Origin of the sequence: Chitinophaga sp. ARDCPP14 (assembly GCF_051362515.1) — a bacterium.
Classification (GTDB): Bacteria; Bacteroidota; Bacteroidia; order Chitinophagales; family Chitinophagaceae; genus Chitinophaga.
The window spans coordinates 423,047-448,259 of the sequence record NZ_JBKIXB010000006.1 but is presented as its reverse complement, the minus strand read 5'-3'; the positions used below and the strand labels follow the sequence as shown (position 1 = coordinate 448,259).

The 25,213-nt window shown below is 43.9% G+C and carries 28 protein-coding genes and 1 pseudogene; 15 read left to right on the top strand and 14 right to left on the bottom strand.

All coding sequences use genetic code 11. The features are described 5' to 3' along the window. Positions 1–285: 285 nt before the first annotated feature. On the bottom strand, positions 286–1,161 hold the full coding sequence (locus ACLHR0_RS19270) for a FecR family protein (RefSeq protein WP_436488787.1): 876 nt from the start codon (positions 1,159–1,161) through the stop codon (positions 286–288). 178 nt (positions 1,162–1,339) lie between these two features. Further along, positions 1,340–1,921 (bottom strand): RNA polymerase sigma factor, encoded by a 582-nt coding sequence (locus ACLHR0_RS19265; RefSeq protein ID WP_436488785.1) that lies wholly within the window; start codon positions 1,919–1,921, stop codon positions 1,340–1,342. 300 nt (positions 1,922–2,221) lie between these two features. On the opposite strand from ACLHR0_RS19265, the gene ACLHR0_RS19260 reads away from it, so the two are divergent. Then, complete coding sequence (locus ACLHR0_RS19260) at positions 2,222–2,803, top strand: Crp/Fnr family transcriptional regulator (protein ID WP_436488783.1); 582 nt, start codon at positions 2,222–2,224, stop codon at positions 2,801–2,803. 90 nt (positions 2,804–2,893) lie between these two features. After that, entirely contained in the window at positions 2,894–3,307 is a 414-nt protein-coding gene (locus ACLHR0_RS19255) for an ester cyclase (protein WP_436488781.1), read from the top strand. 35 nt (positions 3,308–3,342) lie between these two features. Here the strand turns inward: ACLHR0_RS19255 and ACLHR0_RS19250 are convergent, their stop codons facing one another. The 5 genes from ACLHR0_RS19250 to ACLHR0_RS19230 form a co-directional block, all read right to left on the bottom strand. Next, positions 3,343–4,260, bottom strand: coding sequence for an NADP-dependent oxidoreductase (locus ACLHR0_RS19250; protein WP_436488780.1), 918 nt, complete (start codon positions 4,258–4,260; stop codon positions 3,343–3,345). Positions 4,261–4,385: 125 nt separating this feature from the next. Further along, complete coding sequence (locus tag ACLHR0_RS19245; protein WP_436488778.1) at positions 4,386–5,639, bottom strand: TPR end-of-group domain-containing protein; 1,254 nt, start codon at positions 5,637–5,639, stop codon at positions 4,386–4,388. Between the two features lie 132 nt (positions 5,640–5,771). Beyond that, positions 5,772–8,045 (bottom strand): ATP-binding cassette domain-containing protein, encoded by a 2,274-nt coding sequence (locus tag ACLHR0_RS19240; protein WP_436488776.1) that lies wholly within the window; start codon positions 8,043–8,045, stop codon positions 5,772–5,774. A 561-nt stretch (positions 8,046–8,606) separates the two neighbouring features. Next, complete coding sequence (locus ACLHR0_RS19235; protein ID WP_436488774.1) at positions 8,607–9,230, bottom strand: NADPH-dependent F420 reductase; 624 nt, start codon at positions 9,228–9,230, stop codon at positions 8,607–8,609. A gap of 46 nt (positions 9,231–9,276) precedes the next feature. After that, complete coding sequence (locus ACLHR0_RS19230) at positions 9,277–10,041, bottom strand: SDR family NAD(P)-dependent oxidoreductase (RefSeq protein WP_436488773.1); 765 nt, start codon at positions 10,039–10,041, stop codon at positions 9,277–9,279. Positions 10,042–10,167: 126 nt separating this feature from the next. Here ACLHR0_RS19230 and ACLHR0_RS19225 point away from each other — a divergent pair. The 3 genes and pseudogenes from ACLHR0_RS19225 to ACLHR0_RS19215 all read left to right on the top strand — a co-directional run. Then, positions 10,168–10,362 (top strand): annotated as a pseudogene (locus ACLHR0_RS19225) (helix-turn-helix domain-containing protein); the annotation flags it as partial. Between the two features lie 129 nt (positions 10,363–10,491). After that, positions 10,492–11,406, top strand: coding sequence for an SDR family NAD(P)-dependent oxidoreductase (locus tag ACLHR0_RS19220; protein ID WP_436488771.1), 915 nt, complete (start codon positions 10,492–10,494; stop codon positions 11,404–11,406). 43 nt (positions 11,407–11,449) lie between these two features. Continuing rightward, complete coding sequence (locus ACLHR0_RS19215) at positions 11,450–12,277, top strand: helix-turn-helix domain-containing protein (RefSeq protein WP_429046495.1); 828 nt, start codon at positions 11,450–11,452, stop codon at positions 12,275–12,277. Between the two features lie 52 nt (positions 12,278–12,329). Here ACLHR0_RS19215 and ACLHR0_RS19210 read toward each other — a convergent pair whose 3' ends face one another. Further along, positions 12,330–13,526 carry an alpha/beta hydrolase gene (locus ACLHR0_RS19210; RefSeq protein ID WP_436488769.1) on the bottom strand — a complete coding sequence of 399 codons (1,197 nt, stop codon included), beginning with the start codon at positions 13,524–13,526 and terminating at the stop codon, positions 12,330–12,332. A gap of 106 nt (positions 13,527–13,632) precedes the next feature. Between ACLHR0_RS19210 and ACLHR0_RS19205 the strand changes: the two genes are divergently transcribed. From ACLHR0_RS19205 to ACLHR0_RS19175, 7 genes are all read left to right on the top strand, one after another. Next, entirely contained in the window at positions 13,633–14,337 is a 705-nt protein-coding gene (locus ACLHR0_RS19205; RefSeq protein WP_436488767.1) for a DUF4386 domain-containing protein, read from the top strand. A gap of 123 nt (positions 14,338–14,460) precedes the next feature. Further along, entirely contained in the window at positions 14,461–14,868 is a 408-nt protein-coding gene (locus ACLHR0_RS19200; RefSeq protein ID WP_436488765.1) for a VOC family protein, read from the top strand. Positions 14,869–15,098: 230 nt separating this feature from the next. Then, entirely contained in the window at positions 15,099–15,425 is a 327-nt protein-coding gene (locus ACLHR0_RS19195) for an ArsR/SmtB family transcription factor (RefSeq protein ID WP_436488764.1), read from the top strand. Further along, on the top strand, positions 15,422–15,907 hold the full coding sequence (locus ACLHR0_RS19190) for an SRPBCC domain-containing protein (RefSeq protein ID WP_436488762.1): 486 nt from the start codon (positions 15,422–15,424) through the stop codon (positions 15,905–15,907). Before ACLHR0_RS19195 ends, ACLHR0_RS19190 begins: the two co-directional genes overlap by 4 nt. A gap of 91 nt (positions 15,908–15,998) precedes the next feature. After that, complete coding sequence (locus tag ACLHR0_RS19185) at positions 15,999–16,358, top strand: nuclear transport factor 2 family protein (protein ID WP_436488761.1); 360 nt, start codon at positions 15,999–16,001, stop codon at positions 16,356–16,358. 81 nt (positions 16,359–16,439) lie between these two features. After that, the gene (locus tag ACLHR0_RS19180; protein ID WP_436488759.1) at positions 16,440–17,471 is read left to right on the top strand and encodes an outer membrane protein assembly factor BamB family protein; all 1,032 of its coding nucleotides are present in this window, start codon (positions 16,440–16,442) and stop codon (positions 17,469–17,471) included. Positions 17,472–17,527: 56 nt separating this feature from the next. Beyond that, a complete protein-coding gene (locus ACLHR0_RS19175) occupies positions 17,528–18,298 on the top strand; it encodes an SDR family NAD(P)-dependent oxidoreductase (RefSeq protein ID WP_436488757.1) in 771 nt (256 codons plus the stop codon). Here ACLHR0_RS19175 and ACLHR0_RS19170 read toward each other — a convergent pair. Then, positions 18,283–18,774: a hypothetical protein gene (locus tag ACLHR0_RS19170; protein WP_436488755.1), complete on the bottom strand. Its 492-nt coding sequence runs from the start codon at positions 18,772–18,774 to the stop codon at positions 18,283–18,285. The genes ACLHR0_RS19175 and ACLHR0_RS19170 overlap by 16 nt on opposite strands. 349 nt (positions 18,775–19,123) lie before the next feature. On the opposite strand from ACLHR0_RS19170, the gene ACLHR0_RS19165 reads away from it, so the two are divergent. Continuing rightward, positions 19,124–19,414: a hypothetical protein gene (locus tag ACLHR0_RS19165; RefSeq protein WP_436488753.1), complete on the top strand. Its 291-nt coding sequence runs from the start codon at positions 19,124–19,126 to the stop codon at positions 19,412–19,414. Then, positions 19,411–19,695 (top strand): cupin domain-containing protein, encoded by a 285-nt coding sequence (locus ACLHR0_RS19160; RefSeq protein WP_436488752.1) that lies wholly within the window; start codon positions 19,411–19,413, stop codon positions 19,693–19,695. Before ACLHR0_RS19165 ends, ACLHR0_RS19160 begins: the two co-directional genes overlap by 4 nt. Positions 19,696–19,827: 132 nt before the next feature. Here the strand turns inward: ACLHR0_RS19160 and ACLHR0_RS19155 are convergent, their stop codons facing one another. The 3 genes from ACLHR0_RS19155 to ACLHR0_RS19145 all read right to left on the bottom strand — a co-directional run bounded on the left by ACLHR0_RS19155 (position 19,828) and on the right by ACLHR0_RS19145 (position 22,168). Then, entirely contained in the window at positions 19,828–20,823 is a 996-nt protein-coding gene (locus tag ACLHR0_RS19155; protein WP_436488751.1) for an outer membrane protein assembly factor BamB family protein, read from the bottom strand. 31 nt (positions 20,824–20,854) lie between these two features. Beyond that, the gene (locus ACLHR0_RS19150; protein ID WP_436488749.1) at positions 20,855–21,115 is read right to left on the bottom strand and encodes a hypothetical protein; all 261 of its coding nucleotides are present in this window, start codon (positions 21,113–21,115) and stop codon (positions 20,855–20,857) included. Positions 21,116–21,193: 78 nt separating this feature from the next. Next, on the bottom strand, positions 21,194–22,168 hold the full coding sequence (locus ACLHR0_RS19145) for a quinone oxidoreductase family protein (protein WP_436488747.1): 975 nt from the start codon (positions 22,166–22,168) through the stop codon (positions 21,194–21,196). An 83-nt stretch (positions 22,169–22,251) separates the two neighbouring features. Here ACLHR0_RS19145 and ACLHR0_RS19140 point away from each other — a divergent pair, with 83 nt between their 5' ends. Then, a complete protein-coding gene (locus ACLHR0_RS19140) occupies positions 22,252–23,199 on the top strand; it encodes a GlxA family transcriptional regulator (protein ID WP_436488745.1) in 948 nt (315 codons plus the stop codon). 28 nt (positions 23,200–23,227) lie between these two features. Here ACLHR0_RS19140 and ACLHR0_RS19135 read toward each other — a convergent pair whose 3' ends face one another. Together ACLHR0_RS19135 and ACLHR0_RS19130 are read right to left on the bottom strand one after the other, a co-directional pair. After that, positions 23,228–24,085, bottom strand: coding sequence for an RNA polymerase sigma factor (locus tag ACLHR0_RS19135; protein ID WP_436488743.1), 858 nt, complete (start codon positions 24,083–24,085; stop codon positions 23,228–23,230). 75 nt (positions 24,086–24,160) lie between these two features. Continuing rightward, complete coding sequence (locus ACLHR0_RS19130) at positions 24,161–24,964, bottom strand: SDR family NAD(P)-dependent oxidoreductase (RefSeq protein ID WP_436488741.1); 804 nt, start codon at positions 24,962–24,964, stop codon at positions 24,161–24,163. Positions 24,965–25,213 lie beyond the last annotated feature (249 nt).

Sequence of the window (25,213 nt, the reverse complement as noted above, 5' to 3'; positions counted from 1 at the left end):
GCTCCCGCTTGCAGAAAATTGAGAGACGGATATAGACCTCAATTCGGAGGCGGAATAGGACATGTCGTGGCCGGACTGCCGTTTAATTATTTCCAGTATATCCGGCACAGAGGCGTTTTCTACCTTGATAACAATAGGCACAGGTAATTTTTGTGAACGAGCTGAGTTGTGCAAACCTGTTAGCACAAATAATACAATGGCAATTATCCTGGCGGAAGAATAAAATAACGGCTTCACTAAATTATGTTTAGAAATGATAATTAGATCGTTTTGGAACATCCCTTGTTAGTAGATGAACACCTGGCTGTCCTTATAGGTATAGTGTAAACGATGCACGAACAGGATACTTTTGAGCACAGTGTCGATATTGTTATGTGTTTTAATATCTATGGTTACTCTTTTATTGACCACTGTCTGGTGATCATATCCAATAGTCACATTATATTGGTGCGCAACATCATCCAGCACTTCAGATAGCGTTGCATCCCGGAAAGACAATCCTCCATTCATCCAGTTTTGTGCGGGATTATGGTTAAATGCCATAACATTCCATGTTTTGCTTTTCCTGTGATATTGCAACTGTTGGTGAGGCTGGAGTAAGGTTGATTTACCGGCAGAAGAATCATTTACTGAAATGCTGCCGTGGATGAGCGTGATCTTGATCAATTCGTCCTGTTGGTAGGTCTGCACATTAAACCCGGTACCTAGCACCCGGGTCGCTATAGCACCTGAAATAACCACAAAAGGCCTGGTTGGATCCTTTGTTACTTCGAAATAGGCTTCACCCTGCAAACTTACCCTTCTTTCCTTAGCAGCAAAACTTACAGCATCATACGACAACCTGGAATGGGCATTCACCCATACACCGGAACTATCGGGCAGCCGGACATAAATAACGGTACTGTCGGATTGAATGAGTACGTTGCTGGCATATGCCTGAGATGAATTTATGCCCCCCCGATAGGGATAAAGCCAAACACGCCCGAGTAGTAAAGCCGTAAACACTGCCGCAGCTACCGCCGCCATTCTCCAGACCGGACGAGATTTACCATACGTACTTTTCCCCGGAAGCGTGCCTTCGGTTGGCTTACCTAAAATGCCTTCGAGCATTAATTTCTTTGCCTGTGACAGGTCCTCTGGTGATACGCTATTATCGGGCATATCAAGGGAATATAACCAGCGACGAACGATTTCTTTCTCTGACTCATCGGCCTGACCGTTGGCAACCTTGGCAAGAAGTGCGTCGATTTGAAATTTTTCCGGATTCATACAGCCAGTTAGATACCGACCTGTAAAACTTCCCGGCCTTGTTGTGTTAACAAATTGTTACCTGTATTAATCAATTCTTTGTGAGGAATAAAATAATCAGTGGGACAAGTTCTGTGGTCGGATAAGAACGCGCAAATCCTTTGAGCCTTTTTCTTGCTATACTTATTTGGTTGCTGACTGTTTTATCAGAAATGCGGTACTCACATGCCAGCTCATGGATGGATTTATCATATAGATGATTCTGAAGAAATAACTCTTTCATCCGTTCTGGCATTTTATCCAGCTCTGACATTATCGCCAGATTAATAGCGGTTAGCTCTTCGTCTGCCTCAGCAGTACCATATGAAGCCGTTTGCTCAAAATGATGTTCAGTTTGTACCTGAAAAAACTGTAAGTGTTTGTTTCTGAGCCCTTTCGCCTTAAAAAAGCTAAAAATTCTGTAATAAAGGCAGGTAATCAGGTATGCCCTAACCTTACCGGTTTCAACCTGCCGGAGTATGTGAACATTGTCCCAGACGTATGTAAAGGTATCTTGCACTATATCCAAGGCATCTTCGTGAGCATTGGTCTTCTTATTGGCTATCTTATACAGCGCCTCCCAATATTGATTATAGATGTCCCTGAAGTGTTGTTCAGATGAAATAGACTCCATTTTATTTACAGTTGAGGCAAAGGTAAACACGAAATAATGTAATTAAGATTTGTTTACATTAAGTTAATCATGAAAATCGCCATACTACAACGGTAAAGAAACGTTTTCGTGACTACACGGAGCCAAACGGAAATAAAATTTCCATCGGATTATATTAAATTACAAATCTATAATGGTTACACCCAGAGAAAAGGGCCGATCATGCCGGTAAAATATTAACCGCTCAATGCTCGATAACTAATAAAAGGTATAGCGGCAAGCTATAACAAACAGCATAAACTTTCAAAACGACTTAAAGAATTGACAGCACAACCCATTGTTGAATATTTTAAAAACTATCTTCCTTTAAACAAAGAAGAAATCAAACTGTTGAACGAACGAACGAAACAGCGTTTAATAAAGCGAAGGCAAATGATTTTGCAAGAAGGCTTTGTTTGCAAGCATTATACATTTGTGGTAACAGGTTGCTTTAAAATGTATGGAACTGACGAAAAAGGCAATGCGCATAATATAAGCTTTGCAGCAGAAAATGATTGGATTGCTGACTTAGGCAGTTTTTATTCCGAAAAACCAAGTAAACTTTTTATTGAAGCGCTTGAGCCTTCAACAATTCTGCAGATTGAAAAAACGGACTTGTTATATTTATTTGTAAACGTTCCAAAGTTTGACAGAAACTTTAGGGTAATTGTTGAAGAAAAGTTGATTGAACTTCAGAATCGCTTATTACTAAATTTCAGTTCCAACACGCAGCAGCGCTATACCGTATTCTTAGAACAATACCCGAACCTTGCCATGCGATTATCCAATGTTCAAATAGCCTCTTATTTAGGAGTTACTCCCGAATTTCTTAGTAAAATCCGTGCACAGAAGCCGCCGAAATAATTCATACCTTAACCTACATTAAGGCTATTTCTTAATCTTGTTTATTGGTTAGCATTCAGTTGTGCATCAATTTTGCTAAAAAATAACGCCATGAAATATCATGAAGATTTTTTCAAACAGTTCGTACAATTTATCAATACTGCTGATGAAACTTTGGCACAGCAACTTATAAGTCCCGAGGCAAAGTTTTATGTTCCCGGACAATCAGAGCCATTAAGAGGTCCAAACGGTTATTTAACGATTATAGGCATGATGCGTTCGGGATTCTCCGACATTCAGTGGACGTTGGAAGAAATGGTTTCTGAAGAGGATAAAGCAGCCATTTGGTTTACCATGCGGGGTACACATGACGGAACATTTTATGGTATTCCACCAACCGGAAAATCCATCAAAGTTCAGGCAATGAACTTTTACCGATTGGCGCTTAACCAGATTATTGAAGAATACGGACAACCGGATTTACTTAGCTTGCTGCAACAAATTGGGGCCGTGCCTAAGTTCTGAAGGCAACTCAAAACGAATTTTGCCGGCCGGAGTACTTAAGGCTGGACGCGGATAATCGTTTTTCCATTGACCCGATTGGTCGAATTGAAGATGGCAACGGCGTCGTTGAGCGTAGATGTATTACCTATGTTCGTCTGCAGACGTCCCTCGCGCAGCCGCTGGACGATCTCATTTAATTGGTTTGGGATTGCTTCGACAACAAAATCAATGGCCAATCCGTTAGCAGGCCGGGCCCCGGTCGGACCTGCGATGGTCACCAGCCTTCCTCCGGATCTAATCAAACTTGCGGACTGATTGGCAATATCGCCCCCGAAAATATCGAAAACCAAGTCGACTTCACCGACGTCTTGCAGCTTTTCGTTTTCAAGATCGAGGTACTCCAGCGCACCGAAATCGAGCGCCCTCTGACGGCCTTCTGCGCGCCCTGTGCCGATGACATAAGCACCGGCAGCACGTGCGAGTTGTGTCGCCATTGAACCCACTACCCCGGCAGCACCGTGTACAAGAACAGTCTGCCCCGCCCGAAGGCGGCCGTGCTCAAACAGCCCCTGCCATGCGGTCAAGCCCGGCATTACGAGGGCTGCGCCAACTGTGAAATCAACATCGAACGGCAGTGGCGCGAGGTTGCGCGCTTCAACAGCTACATACTCCGCCAGCGTACCGTCGCGGTACCAGTCCGTGAGGCCGAACACGCGCTGTCCTACGGATAGCCCTGTCGTTCCATAGCCAAGAGACGTGACAATACCGGCCAGCTCATGACCGGGGATCGACGGCGTCCTGTCACGGCCGGCTCGATCGGTCCAGGTCGAGGGCCACGACAGCTCGTCCCCTGTCATTGCCGATGCATGAACCTGAACTATAACATCATTTATCGCTACCTGCGGCTCAGGGCGCTCCACAAGCTGCATTCCTGCCTTTCCTGCAGCTTGATCCGTCACTATAATTGCTTTCATAACACACCTCCTTTTTGGGTCATCATAAAATTAATTTTTAGTTTGGTTACCCTAACAGTCCAGTTTTAAAATATAAAGGGGTCCAGTTTATGATTTGAAAAATTTTCCAAATTTTATTAAAAAGGTTACCTAAAAATCCCCCCTGCGCCGCTTTTGATATAAAACTCCTTATAATTTTTTATGTTAAGTATGTCGTTTACGGCTTTATTTTTATCGGTGCTTTTGTCATAGTAGGCTTTACAGATCTGATATCCCACCCAATAGCCCAGGTCAGCAGGTTTATCTGCAGTTTCCTGATCGGAATTAGCTATCCAGTTGCGGGCCTTGTTCAAATACATTTCCTTCTCGAAATCTGCCCAAATCTGCTTTTCTTTGCCTTTAGCCCAAATAAACAGGCGTTCATTAGCCGTGTGCCCTGATATCAACTCGCCAATAAAATCGGCCATGCCTTCGGTGAGTGCCCCGGCAAGAAGGGTGGTGTCGCCCTTAAGTCCGCCCTGGTTAAAATGAATGAGCTCATGAGCAATCAGGTGTGGTAAAGCTTCCAGGTCTGCGAAGTTATTCCGCTGCCATAAGTTCAGTTCTTTAACAGGAACTTCTGCAGTCCGGGCGGATTGATCCAAGCCAATTAATAAGCCTGCGTCAGTACTGGTTCCTCCTGAATTAAATGCGCCTATCACGAAGTAAATATCAGGAAACTGAGCCTCGCTGTAAATTTGTTTGAACTTGACAAAGCTTCGAATCATTCGAGGTTTCTGCTGATCAACGGCCAAAGTATTTTTACGTACAGCAGCGTAAAATTGAGGCTTGGTGTTTACGGATTTTACAAAATTATTCAGGCTTTTGACTTTATAACCCAGATAATCCTCAAGTCCATTTGAAGCGGGTTCCACATAGTATTTCTTATAAAGATCAAGGGCGTGAGCCGTATCTTTTTTAGCCAGCTCGTATGCCTTCCAAAAGTTCTTTACATCGCTGGTGATCAGTTTAGCCTTATACGGATCTGTTGTGCTGTTCTTCGCTGTCTTAATGTTATTGATAAGTTCCGGCCAGCCCGGCAAGGAATGCAAAGATTCAAGATCAGTGTCTTTTTTTATTTGATCGGCATTTTTATAACCGCTATTAACAGCACTCGTAAGTAAAACCAAGGCACTATCTTTTTGACCGTTTAAGGCATAACAACATGCTGCGTTATAATAATTATCTGATTTCAGGACCTTAAAATCTACTTTCTCCGTCGCTTTTAAGTAATACTTACCGGCTTCTTTGAAATTTTTAGCTTTATAAAGACTATCGGCTATTTCCTCAGGTTTTACCTGCGCAATTGTTGCAGTGCCGGTTAGCAAAAAAAGAATTAAAAGTTGTTTAAATTGAACCATATAAAAAGGAAATTTTTATCAGATAATAAAAGCCGTGTAATTCACAAAATTATCAATGGCGATGTTTACATCAAACTTAATTAACAATTTACATAATAGCAGGACACTGCAGGATAGTATTTTTTTCAGGTACTAACGGGGATGAATATATTTTTTCAGGAAGATGCCTGTTTGTGAAGACTTGTCTTTGATAAGATCAGCGGGTGTGCCTTCAAAGATCACTTTGCCGCCCTGGCGGCCGGCGCCAGGACCCATGTCAACAATCCAGTCCGCCTGGCTGATCACGTCCAGGTTATGCTCAATAGCTATTACGGTACTGCCGTTGTCGACCAGCCGGTTCAAGAGTCCTGTTAAATTAGCCACATCCGACAAATGAAGCCCCGTGGTGGGTTCATCCAAAATATAAATATTGCCTGTATTCTCAAGCTCGGCAGCCAGCTTGATCCGTTGCCTTTCGCCGCCGGAGAGGGAGTCCAGTGGCTGACCCAAGGTGAGGTAATCCAGCCCTACTTCGTGTAAACGATGCAACACGCGCACGACCTCTTCTTCTGTAAAAAACTGTATCGCTTCTTCTACATTCAGCTTCAATACCTCATCAATATTTTTGCCGCGCAGCGTATAGCCCAGCACGTTATCTGTAAAACGTTTGCCGTGGCATACTTCGCAGGTGGTTACTACGGCATCCATGAAGGCCAGGTCGAGCGAGGTTACGCCGAGTCCTTTACACGCCGGGCATGCGCCCTCACCGTTAAAAGTGAACAGGCCGGCGCTTACTTTATTGGTGCGGGCAAACAGCTGCCGGATAACATCCGATATCCCGGTGTAGGTAGCGGGGTTCGATCGCACAGATCCTGCCAGTGCGTGCTGGTTAATACAAACAATATCTGGGTACAAACGGGGCAGCACACCGTTGATCAGGCTGCTTTTTCCCGATCCGGCTACGCCGGTAACCACCGTTAACACGCCTTTGGGAATGTCTACACTTACCTTTTGCAGGTTGTGTAATGTGGCATTGCGTACACGCAAGCTGCCGGTAGCAGCTCTCACCTTTGCCCGAAGCTGTGGTTGTTTGCGCAGGGCCGTTCCCGTTAATGTACCCGATTTCAGCAAACCTTTTACAGTGCCTTCAAATACTATTTGCCCGCCATGCTTTCCTGCTCCCGGCCCCATATCTATGATATGGTCGCCGATGCTGATTACATCGGGATCATGTTCCACTATCAATACGGTATTTCCTTTATCGCGCAAACCCTTCATCAGCAAATTGAGCTGATGCACATCACGCGCATGAAGACCAGTGCTGGGTTCATCAAAGATGTACATCATATCACACAAACTGCTGCCGAGGTGCCGTACCATTTTCACCCGTTGGGATTCGCCGCCGGAAAGTGTGGAGGTTTCACGGTTCAGGCTCAGATATCCTAACCCGATACCATCCAGGTGTGAAAGTCTTTCGATGATGGCGGCCACCATAGTAGCCGCCATGGGTTCTTTGATGCGTGCTATTTCTTTTATAAGATCGCTTACCTGCAACGCCGCATTTTCCGCAATGTTCTTTCCATGAATCTTACAACTGAGTATTCTGGCATTGAGACGCGCTCCCTTGCATTCGGGGCAGGGCCCTTTGGTTACCACCCTCCGCAGTGGTTGCTGCCACGACTTCTGGCTGTCGTCCGGCTCTTTAGCCAGGAATCTTTTGGCGAACCGTGGCATTACGCCTTCATACTTCGCAGAAGGCCACCACCCCGGCGCTGGGTGTTTGGGTTTAATTTCTTCCTGGTATAAAAGTAATTGCCATTCTTCTTCAGAATAGTCTTTTAGTTTTTTATCGTTGTCAAAAAATCCCGACATCACAAAGCGTTTCCACAATGCTGTTCCCGGAGCAAAAGAAGGAAACAGGATAGCGCCTTCGTTCAGGGATTTGCTGCGGTCGAACAATTTTTCCACGTCAATGGTTGTTGTGGTACCAATACCATCACACACCGGGCACATGCCTTCCGGATGGTTGAAAGAAAAAACATTAGAATAGCCCACAAAAGGTTTTCCTATCCTGGAATACAATAAACGGAGCAACGAATAAATATCAGTAATGGTGCCAACGGTAGAGCGGGCATTTCCCCTGATCTGTTTCTGGTCAACAATAATGGCAGGACTTAGATTCTGCATCAGGTCGGCATCCGGCTGACCATAGTGTGGCAGGCGATGCCGGATAAAGCTGCTGAAGGTTTCATTCAACTGCCGTTGTGCTTCCGCAGCGATGGTATCGAATACCAGTGACGACTTTCCTGAACCGGAAACACCAGTGAGCACGGTGATCTTTTTCTTGGGTATCTCTACATTAATATTCCGGAGATTGTTTTCGCGGGCGCCTTTTATGATGATCAGGTCTTTATTACGGGGTTGCATAAGCATAAATTATGACGGAGTACACAACAAGAATGCCGCCACTTTCTATCTCTGATGCAATTGGGAAGGAACATATTTCATTAAACCATAACCTTGAGCCGGCAACTTTTTTGTGAACAAGAAAATGTGATGTGACCCAAATGACTATCCGCTGATTTCCGGCACCATCCTCAATTGTTGCTTTATTTGGAACTGTGCCGCCATTCTTTGACACATTCTCTAAGGCAGTGTCTACTCAAGTTTAAATTCCTGCATTGAGATTTTGTAACAGGGGCTATTTTTCCCTTTTTAAAATAGGTTTGGCGTACTATTGGGCTAAATAAATTTATTAAAAGCCCCTATAAAAACAAACGATTTTCTAGAAAAAAAAGCAGGTCAAGACCATTTGCCGCCTGCTTAGCTATTGTATCCCGGTCAAGCGAAACGCCTCCCGGGCTGGAAGGCGTCAAGCAGACCTATAAATGAGCGTACGCCAGATCGGGACGTCGACCTCCTTCAATCAAACTGTGATTCTCTTTGTCCATGAGGAAGGATCGTATCGAAATTTGCGATCAAGAATGATCAATCGAACTTGACCAGGTCCTTAAATATCAGTTGACCCCAACTATTTCCGCGCGCCTGCACAAGCAGTCCTCCTTCCGAAAGCCCTCCAAGTTTGATGGGTGAAAAACCGAGATTCTCAGCGAGCGCACCAATCTCCGCTACTGCGCCCTCATCGTCGCCCGCCAGGAACACAACTCTCCTGCCACCATGTACGGTGGGATCCTGATCAAGAATGGCAGCAATCAAATGGTTGAAGCCCTTAACGAGTTTTCCACCAGTGAATGCCTGGGCCACGAACCTGGAAGAAGGCTGCCCTCCAAGTTTCTCAGGGGGCACACCATAGGCATTGGTCACATCAACAATGATCTTCCCCTGCCAGTTGGGCAGCGCCTTCGCCACATCCGGGTGCGACTCAAAACGGACAGCTAAAAAGATGACGTCCGCCTTCACAGCTTCCGCCAATGTTGTGGGAAGGATCTCCGGCCCGATCGCTGCCGCGGCGGCTGCAAAGCTTTCCGGGTTGCGCGTGGTTGCAACGGATACTTCGATGCCGTTGCGGGCAAACGCCTTGGCCAGGGCCTGGCCAATATTGCCGAAGCCGATAATTGCGTAGCTCGCCACTTCTTTTTTTAATTTACTCATTTTGAAAATTATTTATTGACACGGGTTGCAAACCCGCGCGGGTCAATTATTTAGATAAATAGCTAAGGCCACCATCAACAAGAAGTTCAGCACCAAGCATGAACGAAGAATCATCAGAAGCCAGGAAAACCGCTGTTTTACCAATGTCAGATGGCTGCCCGATTCTGCCTATCGGCATTACATCTGCCCAGTATTTTTTCACTGCTTCAAGTTGTTCTACCGGAACAAACCTGTCAAATACCGGTGTATCTGTTGTACCTGGTGATATTACATTTGCCCTGATCTTTCTGGCTAAAAGGTCGTTTGAAAATCCTTTTGCAAAATGGATTACAGCGGCTTTCGCAGCGCCATAAAGCGTAAAAGACGGATATGCCCGATGCGCCGCATTTGAGGCGATAAGAATAATCGAACCCCCATCATTCATATAGGGCAGTGCTTTATGAACAGTGAGGTAAACACTTTTCAGATTTAAATCCATTGTCTTGTCATAGTCGGTTTCGCCAATATCTGCCACAGAACCAAATGTTGCCCCAGTAACGGCACCACCTGCATTGGCTACAATCACGTCTATTTTACCAAATTTTTCAGATGTCTCTTTAAAGACTCTTTCCAGGTCGGCGATGTTGGTTACATCGGCATTTATGGCGATGAAATTATCTCCAAGTTGAGCTACGGAACTATCCAAAGTTTCCTTATTTCTCCCAACAATAGCTCCTTTAGCACCTTCATTTTTAAATTCCCGGGCAATGCCAAATCCAATGCCGCTATTACCACCTGTAATAACTGCTACTTTGTTCTTTAATCTGCTCATTATTTCCTTTTTTAAAGATTGAGCAACAAAGGTAGACCAGCTAAGTTATCTAAAGTAACTTAGTACTGAAAAATAACAGTAACATCGGTGTAACTCAGTAACATTGTGGTGTAAAATAGATTTTACTCAGGGCAAAACCCACAGCATTACATCCATGAAAAGCTGATAGAAAGGGCCAAAGAAAGAATTTCCACCACCGACCTGTCCATAAGCGAGATCGCTTATGAACTGGGATTTGAACATTTGCAATCTTTTAGCAGGTTGTTTAAAGCCAAAACACAACTTTCTCCCCTTGCATTCAGACAGTCTTTCAAAAACTAACCGGCTACCAAAATGATTACGGTCTCCCCAATTTGGACTTTTCAATACAACAAATTTGGGCTTTTGAAGAAAACTGCCGCGCATATTAATGGCGAGTTTTGCAGTATCATTTAAAAGAAAGATAAAATCATGTCAAAGACTGTTTTGAAGAATAAGAAGGCGTTCATTATTACGGGTCCAACCTCCGGTATTGGTCGCCTTACGGCACTTGAGCTTGCAAAGTATGGTACTGTGGTGTTAGTGGGCCGGGACCTTAAAAAGCTGGAACAAATGCAGCGGCTTATTAAAGAAAAGGGGCAGGATGCGGTCCCTGTCGTTTGCGATCTGTCTGATATTATTAGTGTTCGCCATGCTGCAGCAGCAATCATCTCGCTCGATATCCCGATTACCGGGCTACTTAACAACGCAGGTATCATGCAAATGCGTGCCACAAGGAGTGCGCAGGATTGGGACACGACCTTCGCTACGAACCACCTGGGGCCATTTGCGTTGACCGAGGAACTTATACCATATCTGCCTGATGGCGCAAATATCGCTTTTGTTGCCTCGGGAGTAGAAGATCCCGGGCGGAAACCTGCGAAAGCCGCCGGCTTCCGCGGTGGCCGCTTTATTTCTGTAGAGGCGGGCGCCCGCGGTGAATGGGAGCCCGGCGGCTCTAAAATGCCGGGGGCAGACGCATACGCAACATCCAAGCAATGTATCCTTGCCGCGGCCCTGGCTCTATCCCGTGAAACGCCACGGTTGCACATCAATGCCATCGAACCGGGCTTCATTCCGAACACGGGACTAGGCAGGGACGCCAATGGCTTCCTTCGTTTTATAGGAAATTATTTGCTCCCGCTGGTCGCTCCATATATTAAATACTGGAGCACCCCAAAGCGGGCGGCACGCCTGGAGACAGCATTACTAACCAGCGAGTCTGGTAAAACAGGCATTTATTACGACGAAAAAGGACTGCCCATGCTCGGCTCCATGTTGGTGCAGGATCCAAAATTTCAGGAGCTCGTTGTTGCGGAGACGCGCACCCTATTGTCAAGGGTTTAATTATTATTGTTAAGATAAGTATGATTAACTTAGGGAGATCAAGATGAAAGCTTCTGTCAACAAAACGACTCTCGTTGGTCCTGCAATAGCAAGAGAACAATTCATTGGCGAGCATCTCTTTTTCTATGTTGTGAAAGGGTGTGTGAACGGTTATTACGGCGATAAAAATTACACCTTGAAGTCGGGCGAATATGGCATTGCCCGTAAAAACCGTTTGGGCCGGCAGACCGCTACCAAAAAGCAGTATGTGATTGAGAAAATCATTTTTGTTTTCGATGAACCGTTCTTAAAACAATTCCAGGACAAACACCGGATAAATGCCGTAAAGTTCCGATCTGCTGAAAACTTTATACGCCCGGCAAGCAATGAGCTGATTCCTGCGTTTATTCGATCTTTAACTCCTTACTACAATAGTCGTGGAGAAATGGACAAAGCATTTTTTGATGTAAAGCGGGAAGAACTGCTCCTAATACTGTTGCAACTGCAGCCAGAATTATCGGGACTATTCTTTGATTACGGTATTCCCGGGAAAATAGATCTCGAAGAATTTATGAACCGAAATTACAAATTCAATGTAAGTGTTGCCCGGTTCGCCTACTTAACCGGGCGTAGCTTATCTGCCTTCAAGCGGGATTTCAAAGCGATCTTTAACGACACGCCTAATCGCTGGTTAGTGCAAAAACGTTTGGGCGAAGCCCGTTTTCTCCTGGAAAAAGAGGCTGCAAAACCCTCCGACATTTATCTTGAGTTAGGCTTTGAAGCATTGTCGCACTTTTCTTTTGCATTTAAGAAACATTTTGGAATTGCACCATCGGAGTTTGCAAAAAGGAACCATGTAAGTCCAACAGGCTTACATGTGAAGGTTACTTAGTTGTCTATATTAGCGGATTTGAAAAACCTGATTGGTAGAAGGCATATCTATGTTATTTCTGCAACTCCAACAAGCGCGATTTAATTTCATTTGAGGCAGGATTCAATTCGCTGGCCTTTTTGTACGAAGCGATAGCGTTCTGCTTTTCTCCTTTCAAAGCATATGCTGCGCCCAAAGCCGCAAAGGCTTTTGAAGAAGACGGATAGTTAATTGTATTCATCTCCAGTAGCTTAATGCCATTATTCAGGGTTGCCGGATTTTTTACTATCCATTGTGCCCATCCATTGACATATGCTTCGTCAGGCAAAATCGGATAACCAAACTTTTGTGATAATTCTTTATAGTGTCTCATAATGATCTCGGGATTGATCTCCTCATCACTTACCGGAGGTAGTGGCCACTGGTGATAGATAAACCGAAGTCCATCATAATATGATTTGATAGTAACGGTCATATGACTCTCAACCGGATAGCTCATATATTCAAAATCCAATCCTTTGATGTTCCGCTTTTTGAGCAGGGAATCAAACTTTAAAACATCGGTATGAAATGTTGATCCAGGTGAAGAACCTTCATTGCCATCACTAAAAAAAAGTATTTTCGATAAAGTTGATCCTGCTTTCATTTTTTTATCCGCGAGCTTCAGCAAAAATTTCTGATCCCACCAGAAGGATGGGCTCACGGCAATGTATGCGTCAAACATATCCGGATAATTAAGGAGGCAATTGATGGCTGTCAGCGCCCCGAATGAGTGTCCCGCAAAAATGCGGTAAGGTTGAGTTTTGTAATTTGAATCGATATAAGGTATAAGTTCTTTCTGAATGAATTGAAAAAGATGCTCATTCCCTCCGCTGTTCTTATACGGGGAATTAGCAGTGGTATCCGGTTTTCCATAATAATCAATATTGCTGTGAGATGGAGTGAGGTCACGGTTACGGTCTGTATTTGTTATTCCTACAATAATCAGTGGCGGAATAACATACACATCCTGCCGGCTGAGGTATTTAGAATATTCTACTATTTGGGTAAAATGATTGTCGGCATCCAGTATATAGACTACCGGATATTTTTTCTCCCGATTGTCAGCATCCTTTGGTGTGTAGATCATTATCTTTCGATCTTCTTTAAGGATGCCGGAATGCATCGTCACCACTTCTCCCTGACCGGACTTAATTGGTTCTACCGTTTGGGCAATTGCCTTAAATGAAAAAAATAACGGTATAATAAAAAATAGGAAACCGGATTTCATATAATTTGGAATGTAAGTTAATTGTAAATATGAGGCTTTTCCTGAAATAATCATTGTAAATGAATAGCTTTATGTCTCATTCAACAGGCTATATTAATTTATCCCAATGCAGGACAGCTCCTTCCCTTCCTTAAAAAGCAATGCGCGAATTGCTGGTTTTCTTTATTTGGTAGTTATTGCCGCCGGGCTGTTCGCACAGGTGTTTGTCCGCCAGGCATTGGCTGTTCCCAATGATGCTATGGCAACGGCCAGGAACATACAATCCCATGAGCTATTCTATCGTTTGGGCTTTTCCGCCGACCTGCTAAACTTTATTTGCGGGTTGCCGGTGATATTATTCTTTTACCTTTTATTTAGCCCGATCTACAAAGGGAGCACCATCCTTGCGATCTTTTTTGTGATCATCTCAAATGCAATATTTGCGATGAATATTTTATACCAGTTATATCCATTGATAATTCTGGGCGGTAAAGAGTACCCGGGCATTTTTCAACCTGATCAATTGGCAGCGTTATCTGCCATGGCCCTGGACTTTCAATCACAAGGATATGCCATCGGGCTGGTATTTTTTGGATTTTACTGCATCATAATCGGTTGGCTTATCTTTAAATCATGGCATATCCCAAAGGTATTGGGCATATTGTATGCCGTTGCGGGGTTATGTTATATCCTTAACAGCTTTATAATGTTCCTTTCACGCGGCTTTGCTAATCCCTTGTTCCCTTATATTCTGTTCCCATCCTTCATTGGAGAGGCTGCGGTTTGTTTATGGCTTATTTTTGCAGGGATAAAAGAAAATAGGGTCAGTTAGTCTACTCCATTAAGCCTGATTTTTAGTCATAGCAAATAAATTTTTACTTTCTCAACATTTGTAAAGGTTTTTTCATTTTTGTCTTTTCATCTTTGCATCTGTAACCAATAATAAAATTAAAAAATGAAACAGGTATTTATCAATCTTGCAGTAAAAGACATTCAAAAATCACTGGACTTTTACACTCAAATTGGGTTTGTAATCAATCCGCAGTTTTCTGACGACCAGGCAAAATGCATGGTTTGGAGCGATGCAATTTTCGTTATGATTATGACCCACGAAAGGTTCCAGACATTTACGAAAAAGCCAATAGCTGATACAAAAAGCAATATTGCAGGCCTGTTTGCCTTATCCGTTGAAAGTGTTGATAAAATGAATGAAGTTGTGGCGCATGGATTAAAAGCAGGAGGAACAGAGCCAACGCCTATGATGGATTACGGGTTTATGCAACAGCGGCGAATAGAGGACCTTGATGGACACACCTGGGAAATATTTTTCATGGACACCACCAAAATGCCCAACCAGGATTAACCATTTAAGCATAAGGATGACAGAAATAGAGCACAACATCTTGTTAAGACCTGAAAAAATCACGACCGCATAAGAGAATACGCGATATAGGCGATGCCATAAACTTACCCTAAAACAAGGCGCTCACTAAAAAAGGCGCGCCTTGCTTTTACACGATAAAATCAATATTCTAAAAAATATTTGGGCAAGTAAATACTTGCGCTTATATTTGCAAGCACATACTTGCATTTATGAAAGTCAGGAGAGATGTTTATCAGGCCATCGCCGATCCTACCAGGAGGGAAATCATTAACCTCATTGCAGCACAGTCGTACAACGTAAACACCATCGCAGAAAAGTTTGATATGACCAGGCAGGCCATATCCCTGCACGTGAAAATACTGGAAGAATGTGGGCTGCTGGTTATCAAACAAAGCGGAAGAGAAAGATTCTGCGAGGTACAGCTGGATCAACTTGATGAGGTAGTAACCTGGATAGATCAATCCAGGAAATTATGGACCAGGAGGTTTGAAAAATTAGATAAATACTTACAACAACAAAAATCCAAAGGTAAATGAAGACTAATAAAGAAGATCTTTTTATTACGTATCAGTTTAATGCGCCGCGTGAACTTGTTTTTGAGGCATGGACAGATCCCAGGCATCTGCAACACTGGTATGCACCGGATGGATGCACTATAGTATTTAAGTCGATAGATGTTAAAGTTGGTGGTACATTTCATTCTGTTATTCACGATCCTGTGCATGGAGAGTGCTGGATTACAGGAGTATACCAGGAAATAACTTTTCCGGAAAAACTCGTTTTCACAATGGAGCTGAGTAATGAGCAAGGCACCCCACTCAGCGCAACCGAAGCTGGAAAGTCAAAAGACTGGCCAGCGGTAACTATTACCACGGTGACTTTCGAGTCGTTCGGTACGCAAACGAAACTTACCCTACACCAAACTGTTGCAGAAGCAGAAGCCAGGAAAACCGGCGCCTACCAAAGCTGGTTCAGCATGTTTGACCGTTTGAATGCGCTATTATCAACCGGTAAATAATATCAAAATGATGCACTGCTTAAAGTCTGCCAGGCTGTTTCTTATAATATGTCTGCTCAGCAGCTTCACTTATGTTTCAAAATCAAACCACGTGAGTAAAAATAAAGAAACGGTTACCAAATACATGGAAGCTTTCAACCAGCAAGACCATGCTAAAATACTTGCCTGCTTAACTGACGATATAACCTGGGTGCTTCCGGGTGTTTATCTGCATAAAGGGAAAGCTGCTTTTGACAAGGAAATTGAAAACGAAGGGTTTACAGGCAAGCCTGTTATTAAAGTATCCAGGATGACAGAAGAGGAAAATGTAGTCATCGCAGAAGGCACCGTTCAGGCCAAAACGAAAAATGGAATTATTGTCAACCTTGTATTCTGTGATGTTTTTGAAATGGAAAACGGGTTGATAAAAAAGCTGACGAGCTACCTGATGACTATGCCCGATAAAAAATAATTTCAGGGACCCGGGCCCGGTTTCCCTGGCACCCGATTTCCAAATACAAAGGATAGCAGAAAATTTTAGTCCCATAATAATATGATGCAATTAGTCCGCCAGATAAACCAGGTAACGGAACCGCTCATTACAGCAGCAGGCGTTGTTTATAAAAACAGCGATAATGCTATTATCCGGATAGACAACCATCTTTCGGTTACTGAAAGCGCATTAGATACAGCACCTTTTGTGCTTACCGCAATGGTGAACCGGGAAGTGATCATCCGGACAAAGGACAAGATCATCGCCTGGGATACAGATAGCAACGTCAAAAAGGAATATCCATTCAATTATACAGGCAGCCTGCAGATCAAGCTGCTGTATGGTGATAATATGATCATCCGCAATAAAACGGCTGACGGCTGGAAGCTGAGCAAATATAATTTCCGGGATTCCAACCTTATCTGGGAAGCTGATGGCGCCTATACCCACCTTTTTACCGGCAACGGCGATCAGTTGGTGGCTACGCATACTGAGAAAAAGCAGGAGCTCTCCTGTTTGAGCGAAACAAACGGTCACCTTCTGTGGGAAGTAAACATAAATGAACTGGGACTGCCTGCAGGTAGTTATGAGATCATCGTGCGTCCGCAGTTGGAAGGAGGACGAATATACGCAGGTGTTACCAACGGGCATACAGACTACCTACTCTGCCTCGATGCCGGTAACGGCCAGTTATGCTGGCAGTTGAAGGGCGCTGGCATGAGATTCCAGGCCGCGGATCAGACCGTACTATGCTTTGTGAATACGGAAATATGGAAGATCAATGCCGCGGATGGCGCCCGCCTTCACGGCGTGGACCTGTCAGCGCATATTAAGTCAGCAGGTATCGATCCTTATTCCAACGTAATATTCAGAGAGGATAAAATGTACCTGGCAGGTATCCTGGATACGACTATCAGTGAATGGAATATACAAACCGGCGACCTCTTATGGCATTACCGGATACACGATGCCAATAAAACAGGCCGCAGGGGTACTATGATCCCCGCAGCCGAAGATGTATTTCATGTATTTGACAACCGCATGTATGTGCTGGATTCAGAACAGACCTTACATGTATTTGAAAAAGGATAAACGTTTGTAACGTCCCGATCAGGAACGTTAATTTACATAAGTATTAAACCAAATATATGGGACGGATATTTATCACCGGGTCTGCCGACGGACTAGGGTTATTAGCAGCAAAATCACTAATAGAAAAAGGACATCAGGTAGTTGCACATGCGCGGGATGAAAATAGAAAACTTGACATCACCGGCAAGCTGAAAGGTGCTGACGGCATTGTGACCGGCGATCTTTCTAATATCGAAGAAACAAAGGAACTGGCGCAACAGTTAAATTCCCTGGGAAAGTTTGATGCAGTCATCCATAATGCCGGAGTATATAACGCTGCACCGGAGCAGATATTTAAAGTGAATACCCTGGCTCCTTATATTCTGACCAGTTTGATGCAACGACCCAAACGATTAATCTATTTAAGCTCGGATATGCACACTCATGCTGATGCAAGTATTGGTTTTTCCAGAAACGGATTTGATCATGTCACTTATTCCGACTCCAAATTTTATGTTTTATTGCTTTCACTTGCTGTATCAAGAAAATGGAAAGATGTTTATTCCAATACCGTTGATCCGGGTTGGGTGCCAACAAAAATGGGTGGCAGCTCGGCACCCGGAGATCTGGCAAAAGGATACGAAACCCAGGTTTGGCTGGCTGCAAGCAATGATGAAAAGGCGAAAGTAACCGGCCGTTATTTCTATCATCAAAAAGAAAGAAGTTACAAAAAGGAAGCTAACAATTTTTCATTGCAGAATCAGTTTTTAGACGCATGTAATGAAATTAGTGGGATTCCTTTTCCTGCTGAACAGTTTCCGCCCCCTACCTCTCAGGGTTGGATGTGATAATCTGCACAAACTTTCTGGTAATCACTGTAGTCCGCGCCTGACGCACTCCTTGCTGCAACACCACCAGGAATGATGACATAACGGAACCGAAAAACGTTCAGTTCAATATTGCTGATAACATTAAGACCGCCTACATAGAACTGAGGATACATCTTTATGTCGCCGGCGTTGGAGGCATAAGGTACAAGTAATACCGTAGAGCCAAAATCAACGTATACCAATATAATCCCATTATCAAGAACCGTCTTTGTTATGGCCGGTATAGGCCATTGCGCAACCTTCCCGGTAAAAGACCTCCAGGTGGAATAGATCACATTATCCGTGCCGGTGGCGCCCCGGCTTCCGGTATCTCCTTTATCTCCTTTTGTTCCCTGTGTTCCCTGTGCCCCCTGCGGGCCTTCAGGACCGGTTTTTGAGCAGGCAAGGCACGACATAATCAGCAAGCCTGCCACTAATAGCAATTTTGTTTTCATGATTATCTGTTTAAAGGTTTAAAGCATGTTCGGTGTAATCTTTGTCACGTTAAAGAACTGCTTAAAAAAGAATATGAAAAAGGACTGTTGAGCGGTTGGTAGGATTGACTGAGCGGTTTGTGATAAACGGTTATTGACGTGGCCGGGAAGCAACCACCGGCTCATTCATTTCCGCGAATGGCTAACCGGCACTTTTCAGTGAATGCATTAATTGTAATTTCTACCATAATATTATTCACAAGTAAAATATTGCTGTATAATCCCCCAAAAACAATTAAGCTCCATTATACTTATCAGTACAACGCTTGCAATCCTAAAATAAATCCTGTTATTATTAAATAAAAAGCACATGAACAGAGATCAATTTTTAAAAAAATGCTTAGCAGTAGGGGCTTTTGTTTATGCTCCATTTAACCTGATTGCTCAATCAGTAAAGAAAAGAATTGAAAAAGGTTTTTCAGTTAAGGCTGGCACGGACCGCTTCAATAAAAGTATCAATCTCTTGGAGGGGGACACATTTTATACAAAAGTTTCTTCAAAAGATACTGACGGAGATATTTATGTGTTTGAATCAATACGTATGAAAGAAGGCCCTCTCTCCATTTCCATTTCGATCAGGATGAATGGTGGTATGTTTTGAAGGGCGAATTCCTTATAAAAGTCGGAGATGTTACCTACAAGGCAAAACCCGGCGACAGCGTCTTTGGGCCCAGAAAAGTGCCCCATAGCTTTTCAAAGATGGGTGAAGGTGAAGCGCGGTTATTGATGTTCTTTCAACCTGCGGGAAAAATGGAAGAATTCTTTATTAAACTCAGTGAAGGGGCCGCCAAAAATATGAGTGAAGAGGAACTGGACAGGTTTCGGGAAGAGCATGGTTTCAAGCGGGTGGGGCCGCCTATAAAATATTTGAAAAAGCTGTAAGTACTGCCAGGCAAACAGAGCGAAAGTGCTCCTTTTACCACCTGGAAAACAATGTTTATTACTGTAGGTGCCAGCAGTCCATACAGTAAAATCCTGGTTGCCGCCCAATGACCCGGCAACCATAACAAGTCTTCAATCTTGCCTGAAAACATGCAGCGTTCCCTGATCATCAGTAATGAATAAATTACCGTTGCAGTATATTATATCAGTAAGCCATTCCGCCGCAATATCAAATTTATATAGCCAGTCGATCTTATCGGTTTTCATGTTATAAGCATACAACGCTTTGCCATAACCGGCCATAATATATAAGTAATGATCCCGGACAGCCAGGCGGTAAAAATCTGATGGTTGAAAGCCCTTGCTGGTTAGTTCGCCGGTAATATCGACGTCTTTAAGTATTTCCCCACATTTACTATTAATAATGCAAAGCCGGCCCTGTAATTCCGGCATGAATAGGTAAGAAAATACAAAGATCTCATCACCTATATGCTGGGTAGCCGGAAAGTAACCGTATTGCTGCCAGCAAATCTCACCGGTATCGGCGTCAAAACCAGTCAGATAATTCTTAAATGATTCCAGCTTTGAGCGGATAATTAAAACACCGTTTCTTAAAGTAAAAAAGCTCCCGGCAAGCATGGTCTTATCTTCCAGCAACGCATCGTCAGAAAGCTCCCATATTTTAGCATTATCTGCTAAAGAAAAAGCGCTCAAATGCGGTACCATCCTGAAATACTTATCGTTAAAAATGGCTACCGGGGCTCTTCCCACGATATAAGTACGAACTGGATGCAGATGCTCATTAAAGGCCAGCAATTTATTAGCGGCCGGAATATAAATAGTATTACCGTTGATCAGCGCCTTGTATAATAAAAAATCACCTTCCAGGGTACCACTGGCCGGCTGCAGACTGCCTAGCTGCAGGTACTGGACCGGCCCTTCGTTTTCCGGTTGAAATAATAACCAGTCACCAAACAGACAGGCGTACCATGGCGAAACCGACGATAGCCTGACAAGGGCTTCCTCCTTGTAAACAGTTATTCCATTATCTACATAACAAATAATCAGTTCCTGCTTATGCAGGTAGGTATATTTTACCTTTTCCAGCTGCTGAAATGGTGAAAACATCAGGGATACTATTATACTGTAAATATATAAACTAAGAGAATTGACGGATAATTAATTCCTCCATCATCTTTAGCTCCTCCTGCTCTATCTTGTCGACTGCTTTTATTTCTGCCCCATAGTCTATGTCAAAATAGATATTAAACCTTTTCCCCTTAAACTTACATAGAAGAACATTTGCTTCTGTGATCATGACTTCTTCCACGATTTCAACTTCATGCACCGGGTCAATATGCTTTAACGCCTGTACCACTTCATGGTAACTCAATTCCCATAATTTTATTTTCATAGCCATGTATAGATACTCTTAGTGAACTGCGTTATGAGCACTCAAATTTAACAATTATACAGGCACTGCTACCCTGTTATTCAACTACATGATAAAAATATGCTTTCCTTTTTCCGGGAAGTATATACTCTCTTCGATGGCTTTTTTAAAATCCTCCAGTGCATGCCTGCCGGAAACATTTGAAGCAAAACCGGCAGATATTTCCGCAATTTCCTTCAGCATGGTAACATCTTCAGGAAGTGGTGGTGTGAAAAAGTACCGGTATACATGCGGTTGAATCTGGAGACCGCTTAATAGAATGTCGAAATTATGGAGTGTATATTTCTCAGCACTCATGCCGCCGTTGATGATTAGCTTACCGCCAAAGTCAATGCACCTGATCAATTCGCCGGTAACCGGGCCACCCACATTATCAATGATACCCTTTACGCCTTTGTTTCCGGTAACCTCCATGATGCGTTGTACGCTGTTTCCCTGCTCCGCAGAAAGGTCTATGACCACGGTGGCGCCCAGTGACTCCAGTATATGTACCTGTTTTATACGACGTACAATAGAAATGACATGTATTCCCTGTAGTTTCGCCAGTTGAGTCACCAATATTGATATCGCAGAGTTGCCGGCAGTCAACACCAACCATTGACCCGGCTGAACACCCGACTGCTTCAGCAGGTCCCATGCAGTAACCAGGTTTACAAACTGGCTGCTCAGTTCAGCAGGATAACCGGCGGGTAAAGGAATCAGCCATTCCGCCGGAACCGCTACATATTCTGCCCAGGAGTTATAATAGCTGAATGCTACGTGCGCGCCCGGTTGAAACGCTACCTCTTTTCCTGCTTTTTCTATAATACCGGCGCCGTGATTACCAGCAATCTGCTGAGGGAATACTGGCTTTTTGGGTTCCGGGTACAGGTTCTGAATAAATAGAAAATCACCCGGGTTAATAGAGGCTGCGGTTGTCCTGATCAATACTTCGTTATCTTTTATAGCAGGTACTGGTACTTCAGATAATTGGAGCACTTTTTCCGGCGCGCCGATGCGATTAAATGTTATTGCTTTCATTGTTTTGTTTGAATAGCAATATTACCAGACGTTTCTTATCTTCGATATGTCTTATCTGACAATTACTATGCAAAAATAGACATATGCATTTCGTCATCTATTTGCCTTCCGGTTTTTATGCAGCGATTGCCTCCAGTGTGGTAGAAATATTGCAGGCAATAAATGTGTTGAGTGACTCGGATATTTTTACTTTTGAGTTTGTGTCTAAACACACACACGCGGTTTCTCGTTCTGCTATTTCTTTTAATGCGGCAACAAAACCTGCTAAAAAGGCCGACGTGTTGATCCTGTTGGCCGGTGCGGGAGCACAGGCTATTCCCGAACACAACTTATTGGCAGTGGAAGCAAAAAGGGCAGCACCATTTATTAAGGCGGCTCAACGGCATGGTGCCATTATTGCGGCCACCTGCGGGGCTTCCTATCTCCTGGCGGCCAATGGTTTGCTGGATGGAAAGCGGGCCACCATCTCATGGTGGTTGAAAGGAGCCGTACAGGAGCGGTTTCCCGCAGTGCGCTGGGAACCCTCCCGGATTGTAGTGAAACAGGGGAATATTTATACTTCGGGTGGAGGTTTTGCCGGGCTGGATTTAATCAGTAACCTGTTAACGGACCTTGGTTTCGCAAAGGAGCTGAAACGTGTAAGGAAAATAATGCTGCTCCCTCCTGCGCGCGAATTTCAAAGTCCTTATGAGATTCCGGTTACAGAGATGATTGGCAGCTTTGAAAAACAACTCAGCAAACTGCTAAAAGACAACATGGAAGTCATAAGCCTCGATTTTCTATCCAAGGAGATGGGGATGTCTTCCCGGACATTATCACGCAGGTTCCGGGAAGAATTGAATACCAGTCCGGGCAAATGGATCCAGGAAAAACGTATGGAAATAGCGAAAAAACTATTGGGAGAAACTAAGCTCAGTATCTCCGAAATTTGTTACCGGGTGGGATATGAAGATCTGGCTTCCTTCTCACGCCTGTTTTCTAATACTACCGGTATGCCGCCAGGGGAATTCCGCAGGGAGACAGGGAGATGATTACCAACATTTTTTACATGGGAACGGATTACTCTGCCTTATCCCGCTTTCTGTCAAAAAAATTGCTTTTTTCACCAATGGCTGTTTTGAGACAGTTCATAATTTCCTCGTGAAAATCAGTACCCGCTGCATTAAGGGGATCAATAGCTTTTACCAGTAAAGTGCGCAGTTCAAAAAGCTGCTCCCGGTTATACCTCTTTGAAGCCTTTACCAATTCCAGCTTCATCAGTTCTTCCTGCTGGTTTTGTTTGGGGTTAAATATTTCGTTGATATGGCTGCATTGGTGGCAAATACCATTCTTGTTGATTAACGCACACCGGTGCTCAAAAATATTTGTCATCGTATTCCTCGCATCGTTCAACAGGTGTTTGATGACACCTTCGGTTTTACCAAGAATGAGACAGATCTCCTTTACCTGAAAATCGTAAATGTCTTTTAAGATCAGCGCCACCTGTTTTTCTATAGGTAAGGTTTTTGAAATACAGGTGAAACAGTAGTCTATATGCTCTTTCATTTCATAAGCCCCGGCGGGTGACGTATCGTGCGTCATCCAAAAGACCTCCCGGATCTCCTCCGAACTTATGGCCAGATCCGCCGCCCTGTCCTGGGCATCTGCCTGCCATCTTTTTAATTTCCGTAAGTGATCGTAGGCGAGGTTGGTGGCTATTCTGAATACCCAGGTTTTTAGCGATGATCTGCGATTAAACGTTCCGATTTTTGTAAAGGCCCTGACAAAAGTATCCTGGGTCAGGTCATCTACATCGTCCCGGTCGGTAACCAAACGATACAGGTAGGATTTCAATTGATGTTGAAATCCGGCAAACAGCGCCTGGAAGGCATTGATATCGCCAGCTATTGCCGACAAAAGAAGTTCCTCTTTTTCCATTAAGATAATTAATCAATAACAGATAGTTGCGGCCCTTCGGCGGGCCGCAACTACTAATGTACCACAAAAAGGATTCTATAAAATGTTCAGCTTGCCGCAATCCACATCTACAATATGACTGTTAAAGGCTACCCCTGTTTCAGACGCCAGGAAGGCTGCCGTTTCACCCACTTGCTTCAACGTCGGACTTGTTTTTAATATGTCCAGGGATTTGTACTGCGCTACCAGCTGTTCCACAGGCATTCCGTATTGTTGCGCAGCAGCATTTATCCACCCGGAGATACGCCTGGTTTCCAGCAGGGCGCCAGGACAAATACAGATCACTTTGATACCATCTCCTCCCCATTCAGCGGCCATCACCCGTGTCAATCCTTCAATGGCGGCACTGGCGGCCGTAATACCAGCCACATTAGAAAGCTTGGACCGGGACAATGCAGCCGTAAGCAGCAAGATAGTTCCTTCGGACCGGGTTTGCATCATATACCTCGCTGCTATCCTTGAAGTGAGGAATTGTGAACCGCAAAGCTTCTCCAGTGGAGCCATAAACTGCGCAAAAGTGGCCTCTGTTGTCGGCGGACGTCCTCCCATCTCGTCGTAGTTTGCCCCGATACCATTGAAGACAACATCCAATTTACCGTTGTCTGCGACGACTTTTCTTAAGAAGTTATCGATTCCAGCCTCATCTAAGGCATCCACTTTGGCGGCTTCCGCACTTCCACCATTGGCTTTGATTTCCTGTGCCAGTGTTTTTACGGCATCGAGGTTCCGGGCAGTGACATACACTTTTGCGCCGTGTTGGGAAAACGATCGCGCTACTGCTCCCGCAATCTCACCGGATGCAGCAAATACAGCGGCGACTTTGTCTTTTAAATTTTGCATTTTGTTCAATTTATCTTTTGACGGTTAACCCGGCGAAATGATCGGAATTTTTCAAAAAAATAAATTTCACTTCTTTGCACATTGATTATAAGTCAATTTTATATACTTTTTAACAACATGTTTAACGCCCAGATATTTGCACAAATATCCAAACCAATCATTTGATACGAACAAACAGACATTAATCATCTCACCTTTTATTTCGCCACAATATGGTTCCCGGAAAAGTAGCCGTTATATCCGGCAAGG